Origin of the sequence: Porphyromonas sp. COT-290 OH860 (assembly GCF_000768935.1) — a bacterium.
In the GTDB taxonomy this organism is placed as follows: domain Bacteria; phylum Bacteroidota; class Bacteroidia; order Bacteroidales; family Porphyromonadaceae; genus Porphyromonas.
In genome coordinates, this window is the sequence record NZ_JRAR01000018.1 from 1 (window position 1) to 6,565 (window position 6,565).

Sequence of the window (6,565 nt, forward strand, 5' to 3'; positions counted from 1 at the left end):
CGGAGAAAGGAGTGCTTCATACGGTCGCGACGAACCTGAGTATATACTTGTAGGAAGCTAGGAGCTGGTTCGGTTGGTTTAGTTGCCATGTCGATACAATTAATTACATATTAAAGATAGTAATAATCAAAGATATACACAACGTTTCTAACCGAAAAGAGGCAAAATGCCGTGCAACGGTCTCTAATAGCTAAGGGTGAGTTGAAACCAATATCAAAGCAATGATTTGTGAGTTAGCTTGGGGAGGCTATGTCGGATAGATTCTGGCATAGCCTCCGTTTTTATAGGGAGATTGAAAAGGTGGTGAGATTTATATTTTAGCTCAGATTTCAGAATGTTGATGGGAATGACGCCTTCAAGAGGGGCTAAAAACGCCAGCCCTCGTATTTGGCCCTTGGGAGGCTCTAGGCGAGGTTTGCCTTCGTTTGCGTACGTAGCCCCAGCTGTGCAAAAACAGCTGCCTAAAACGGAGGTTTTCAATCTTCTGATTTCCAGATTTTTAATTTTTATCCTTGGCTATGTTTGTGCACATAAGCCACATTTAGAGTCATTTCTTCCCATCAATCCTTTCAGATTAGAGGACATATCTCGGCGAATTAGTCCTACAATACGCAAAGATTTTCCCACCAATTTTTTCGAAAGGATTAACCAAATCGCCAAAATGCTTTGCTTCTCTTCTCAAAAACGATGATAGGCTGTTTACGATATTTAACTTCAAAGAAGAAATTGGTTGGCTCCGCCCAATTGGCATCTGTCTATTGGTAGACTCGGGTAGTGTAGCTAATTGGCTATGGAGTGAGCCAGCTGCCGAGAGGCTGTTGCCTCGGTTCGCTGTGTTTTAGATGGATTTTGTCTAAATTTGTGCGAAGCAGATATATACGTTTAATCTAGTGTCTGAGCCTCCAATCAACATTATTGATAATTAGAGACCTCAGATGCTCGTAATGCAGCGAAGATTTTTCGATGACAGCAGAAGCATTGTTTAGCTCCGCAGATTTGGAGCAACTCAGCCAGCATGGCATTAGCCTAGAAGAGGCTACTAGACAAGTGGAGGATATTCGATCGGGGTTCCCTTATCTTCATATTTTAGCATCCGCTTCACTTGAGCGAGGCATTATGCGTGTAGAGCGAGAAGAAGAAGCTCGCTATATGCAGGCATGGGAGGACTATCTTGGTGATGAAAAAGCGAATGTGTGTAAGATGGTGCCAGCCTCCGGGGCTGCCTCTCGTATGTTTAAGTCGCTCTACGCTTTCTTAGACTCCGACAGTGCCGAACCGAATACTCCAGAGGTTCAGCGTTTTTTTGACCACTTACCTAGTTTTGCCTTCTACGATCGGCTAGGGGAGGTCTGTCTGCGTAACTCGTGGAAGAGTATCCCTAAGCTACTCGCTCAGGGGGAACACAAGACTATCGTCAAGAACCTGCTTCTGGAGAACGGGCTCAACTATGGTGCGATGCCCAAGGGTTTGCTTCAGTTCCACACCTACCCCAAGGGGAGCAGTACGGCGGCAGAGGAGCATCTAGTCGAGGGAGCGCTCTATGCTCGCGATGCCATGGGGCGTGTACGCATACACTTCACGGTATCTCCAGAGCATCATACAGCTTTTGAGAGTCATCTGGAGCGAGCTCGCCTCTACTACGAGGATAAGTATGGCGTGACGTATCAGCTCTCCTATAGCGAGCAGATGCCAGCCACGGACACGCTGGCACTCGATGCCGAGGGCAATCTCTTCCGCCGAGAGGACGGAGGGCTACTCTTCCGTCCCGGAGGGCATGGTGCGCTGATTAACAATCTAGCGGCTCTAGATGCCGATATAGTTTTTATCAAGAATATAGACAACGTAGTGCCCGATCATCTCAAGGGGGCTACGGTCATGTACAAGAAGTTTCTTGGTGGTATCCTGATTTATCTGCGCCGACGCATCTTCGACTACCTTCGCCAGCTTGAGCGAGGTAAGGCCTCACACAGTGCCCTCATGGAGATTGCCTCTTTCCTTAATAATACGCTCTGTACATCTGTCCCCGAGGAATATATGCACGATGATAAGGTGCTCCAAGACTGGCTCTATGGCAAGCTCAACCGCCCCATACGTGTGTGTGGCATGGTACGCAACCAAGGCGAGCCGGGTGGTGGCCCTTTCATCATCAGAGAGGCCGACGGCTCGAGCTCGCTCCAGATCCTAGAGAGCACGCAGATCAATATGGCAGATGAGCATCAGCGCACGATGCTACAATCGGGGGGGTACTTCAATCCCGTAGATTTGGTTTGCTCTCTGCGTAATCATCATGGCGATCGATACGACCTGCAGCGCTACATCAACCCTAAGACAGCATTCATCGCAAGTAAGAGCCAAGGAGGCCGAGAGCTCAAGGCTCTAGAGCGCCCCGGATTGTGGAACGGAGCGATGCATGACTGGAATACAATCTTTGTCGAGGTGCCGATCGAAACCTTCAACCCAGTTAAGGAGGTCAATGACCTGCTTCGCCCCGAGCATCAAAGCAAGTAAGTACAATACACAAACAATAATAAACGAACTTACAATGAACACCATTCAGAATAGACTTGCCGCCCTAAGGGAGGCCATGAAAGCAGAAGGTATATCAGCCTACATCATTCCTTCATCGGATGCACACTTGAGTGAATATACACCTCTTAGATGGACGGGGCGTAGCTGGATCAGTGGCTTTAGTGGCTCCGCTGGTACCATGCTTGTGACCCTAGAGGGCGCTTACCTATGGACGGACTCACGCTACTTCCTACAGGCTGGCCAAGAGCTAGAGGGCTCATCTATCGAGCTCATGAAAATGGGCGTGCCCGGTACGCCCTCTATCGAGGGCTTCCTCGCCAAGAGTCTATCGGCAGGGAGTGTAGTGGCGGCTGACGGTGCTTGTCTGAGCGAGGCAGAGGCCTCGGATAGCCGTGCCAAGCTAGAGATTTATGGCATTGAGTATCGTCTGGATATTGATCTGCTCGAGCGTATCTGGCACGACCGCCCAGCTATCCCCAATAAGGAACTATTCTTGCAGCCCGCAGAGTACAGTGGGCAGACAGCCGCCGACCGCATCGCTCTCGTTAATGAACGCCTCAAGGCCAATGGCGCCAATGCTACGATCGTAACTATGCTCTGCGAGTTGGCTTGGGTCTTCAATATCCGTGGCTACGACGTAGAGTACAATCCTGTTGGTGTAGGTTTCGGCTACATTAGTGATCGTGAGGCTGTACTATTTACACTTCCAGAGAAGATTAATGCAGAGGTGCGTGCCGAACTAGAGAAGAATGGAGTGCGCATAGAGGACTACGGTCAGATTTATCCCTTCATCGCTGCGCTCGATGACCAGACTCGCCTATATGTAGATACCAAGCGTACCACGCACAGCCTCTACACAAGTATCCCTAAGCACTGCCGTATCGTAGAGGGTGTATCTATCCTCACGACACTCAAGGCCGTCAAGACGCCTACGGAGCTAGCTGGCCTTAGGACTGCGATGGTGCGTGATGGTGTTTCGCTTACACGTTTCTACATTTGGCTAGAGGATTTGCTTAAGAGCGGTGGCAGCATCAGTGAGTACGACCTCGGGGTCAAGCTCAATGAATTTAGAGCTCGAGGCGAGAAGTTCTATGGCGATAGCTTCGGGACGATCGCTGGTTATCTAGGTCATGGTGCCATTGTGCACTACAAGGCAGAGCCCAAGACTTCATATACAATCAAGGGTGAGGGCGTCCTCCTGCTTGATAGTGGTGGTCAATACTTCGATGGTACGACAGATATTACCCGTACTCTAGCGCTCAGTAAGCCAAGCGACCAGATCCGTACGGACTATACGCTCGTGCTCAAGGGGCATATTGGTGTGGCTCTCGCCCGCTTCCCCGAGGGAACACGAGGTAGTCAGATCGATATCCTCGCTCGTAAGGCGCTGTGGGATCGTGGGCTTAACTATGGGCATGGCACAGGGCACGGCGTGGGCTACTTCCTCAACGTACACGAGGGGCCACAGAATATCCGCACCGAGGTTAATCCCACACCGCTAGAGATAGGTATGATCACAAGCAACGAGCCGGGGCTATATCGCTCGGGTGAGTATGGTATTCGCATCGAGAATCTTGTGGTGACTGAGCTCAAGGAAGAAACGGAGTTTGGGCGCTTCTTTGGGTTCGAGACCGTAACGCTCTGCTATATGGACAATCAGCTAGTGGATAAGTCCTTGCTGACAGATGTAGAGCTGGCGTGGTACAACGACTACCAAGAGCGCGTCTATCAGACCCTGTGCCCGCACCTCACTGCAGACGAGGCTGCTTGGCTCAGAGAGAAGACTGCCAAAATCTAACTGAGGCCAAAAAAGGTTATATATAGAGAGGTTAAGTGTCAATGGATAGAAAGGACTATATCAGCCTCGCCAAGATGATTGGGAGACACATACTGTGGAGCATTCCCATTATGTTTGTCACTATTTTGGCGATTAACTGGCTGTTCTTTGACTACCAGCCTCTCGAGGATACAGAGGGGTGGCTCAGAGATAGTCTATTTATGGCCACTCGCTTCACGGTTTACCTGCTACCTTGGGATATATATAGTAGCATGCGTAGGATTAAGAAGGGCAAAGAAACGAGAAAACAATTGGAACAATACGATGGCTTATATACAGAGCGTTAAAGGTATTAGCCCCGTGATAGGGGAGAAGTGCTTCCTTGCTGTCAATGCGACGGTAGTGGGAGATGTCGTGATGGGCGACGGATGCAGTGTTTGGTTCAATACGGTACTGCGAGGGGATGTAAACTCAATCCGCATTGGCAACAACGTCAATATACAGGACGGCTCTGTACTGCATACGCTGTATCAGAAGTCTACCATAGAGATTGGTGACAATGTGTCGGTAGGGCACAACGTGACCCTACACGGCTGTAAGATTCGAGATCTAGCGCTTATAGGTATGGGGTCGATCGTGATGGACGATGCCGTAGTTGGCGAGGGTGCTATCGTGGCTGCTGGGAGTGTGGTACTGACTAAGACCGAGATCGGTCCATACGAGCTATGGGCGGGTGTACCAGCTAAGTTTGTTAAGAAGGTTGAGCCAGAGCAGAGTCGCAATCTCAATGAGCGCATCGCTAATAACTATCAGATGTATGCCTCATGGTTTGGGCCGCAAGGGGAAGATATTAGCACGGAGTTTGAGAAAAAGGATTGATATAGTTTGAGGCTATATAAACTAAAATTCTTAAATTTGTGGCGGTTTTGGTGGCGGTTCACTTTCATATAAGTTCTGCAACCTAACCCTAAAAGGTTAAGAGATTAATAATTTTCATCAAATAAAAATCTAACAAAGACAATGATTAAAGTTGGTATCAATGGCTTTGGTCGTATCGGACGCTTCGTGTTCCGTGCGGCTATGAAGCGCAACGACATCGAAATCGTAGGTATTAACGACCTTCAGGATGCAGAATACTTGGCTTATATGCTCAAGTACGACACTATGCACGGTCGCTTCGATGGTACTGTAGAGGTCAAGGACGGTCACCTAGTAGTAAACGGTAAGACAATCCGTGTAACTGCAGAGAAGAATCCAGCTGACCTTAAGTGGGGTGAGATCGGTGCAGAGTACGTGGTAGAGTCTACAGGTCTTTTCCTAGAGAAGGCTAAGGCTCAGGGCCATATCGACGCTGGTGCTAAGTATGTAGTAATGTCTGCTCCAAGCAAGGACGACACGCCTATGTTCGTTTGCGGTGTAAATACCGACAAGTATGTTAAGGGTACTCAGTTCGTATCTAACGCATCTTGCACAACCAACTGTCTTGCTCCTATTGCTAAGGTGCTCAACGATAAGTGGGGTATCAAGGACGGTCTGATGACGACAGTACACGCTACGACTGCTACTCAGAAGACTGTAGACGGTCCTAGCGCTAAGGACTGGCGTGGTGGCCGTGCTGCTGCTGGCAACATCATTCCTTCTTCTACTGGTGCTGCTAAGGCTGTAGGTAAGGTAATTCCTGAACTTAATGGTAAGCTAACTGGTATGGCTTTCCGTGTGCCAACTCTAGACGTATCTGTAGTTGATCTAACTGTGAACCTAGCTAAGCCCGCTACATACGCAGAGATCTGTGCTGCTATGAAGGAAGCTAGCGAAGGCGAACTCAAGGGTATCCTTGGCTACACAGAAGATGCAGTAGTATCTAGCGACTTCATCGGTGACGCTCGCACTTCTGTATTTGATGCAGAGGCTGGTATCGCTCTAACTGATACTTTCGTGAAGGTTGTGTCTTGGTACGACAACGAAATCGGCTACTCAAACAAGGTTCTTGACCTAGTAGCCCACATGGCTAAGATAAACGCTTAGTCTTAGGCTGATACATAACGAAGAAGAGTTCTCGGGCGGTTTGCCGCTCGAGAACTCTTCTTTTTAATAGTTTGGTCTGTACACTTCTCAACGCATCAGAGAGATTGTGCCTCTCGGATATCACTAGGCCTCCAGTGGAGACCGTTGCACGGTATTTTGCCTCTTTTCGGCTAGAAACGTTGTGTATATCCCTGATTATTACTATCTTTAATATGTAATTAACTGTATCGACAT

General features: G+C 48.8%; 6 protein-coding genes. 5 read left to right on the top strand and 1 reads right to left on the bottom strand.

Annotation, left to right across the window (positions count from 1 at the left end; translation table 11 throughout):
* The first annotated feature begins 963 nt into the window (after positions 1-963).
* From HQ41_RS02280 to gap, 5 genes are all read left to right on the top strand, one after another.
* Positions 964-2,508, top strand: coding sequence for a DUF4301 family protein (locus HQ41_RS02280; protein WP_044187353.1), 1,545 nt, complete (start codon positions 964-966; stop codon positions 2,506-2,508).
* Positions 2,509-2,542: 34 nt separating this feature from the next.
* Positions 2,543-4,327 carry an aminopeptidase P family protein gene (locus HQ41_RS02285; protein ID WP_044187355.1) on the top strand — a complete coding sequence of 595 codons (1,785 nt, stop codon included), beginning with the start codon at positions 2,543-2,545 and terminating at the stop codon, positions 4,325-4,327.
* A gap of 41 nt (positions 4,328-4,368) precedes the next feature.
* Positions 4,369-4,653: a hypothetical protein gene (locus HQ41_RS02290; protein ID WP_044187357.1), complete on the top strand. Its 285-nt coding sequence runs from the start codon at positions 4,369-4,371 to the stop codon at positions 4,651-4,653.
* Positions 4,631-5,185, top strand: coding sequence for a gamma carbonic anhydrase family protein (locus HQ41_RS02295; RefSeq protein ID WP_044187358.1), 555 nt, complete (start codon positions 4,631-4,633; stop codon positions 5,183-5,185). The genes HQ41_RS02290 and HQ41_RS02295 overlap by 23 nt, the downstream gene beginning before the upstream one ends.
* Before the next feature lie 141 nt (positions 5,186-5,326).
* Entirely contained in the window at positions 5,327-6,331 is a 1,005-nt protein-coding gene (gene gap / locus HQ41_RS02300) for a type I glyceraldehyde-3-phosphate dehydrogenase (protein ID WP_044187360.1), read from the top strand.
* Here gap and HQ41_RS09845 read toward each other — a convergent pair.
* On the bottom strand, positions 6,315-6,565 hold a 251-nt coding region (locus tag HQ41_RS09845), incomplete at its 5' end, for a hypothetical protein (RefSeq protein ID WP_235316880.1). The genes gap and HQ41_RS09845 overlap by 17 nt on opposite strands.

What these genes read in the sequence shown, in the direction of transcription:
- HQ41_RS02280 (WP_044187353.1), top strand. Translation starts at nt 964, where the DNA reads ATGACAGCAGAAGCATTGTTTAGCTCCGCAGATTTGGAGCAACTCAGC.
- HQ41_RS02290 (WP_044187357.1), top strand. Translation starts at nt 4,369, where the DNA reads ATGGATAGAAAGGACTATATCAGCCTCGCCAAGATGATTGGGAGACAC.
- HQ41_RS02295 (WP_044187358.1), top strand. Translation starts at nt 4,631, where the DNA reads ATGGCTTATATACAGAGCGTTAAAGGTATTAGCCCCGTGATAGGGGAG.
- HQ41_RS02285 (WP_044187355.1), top strand. Translation starts at nt 2,543, where the DNA reads ATGAACACCATTCAGAATAGACTTGCCGCCCTAAGGGAGGCCATGAAA.
- gap (WP_044187360.1), top strand. Translation starts at nt 5,327, where the DNA reads ATGATTAAAGTTGGTATCAATGGCTTTGGTCGTATCGGACGCTTCGTG.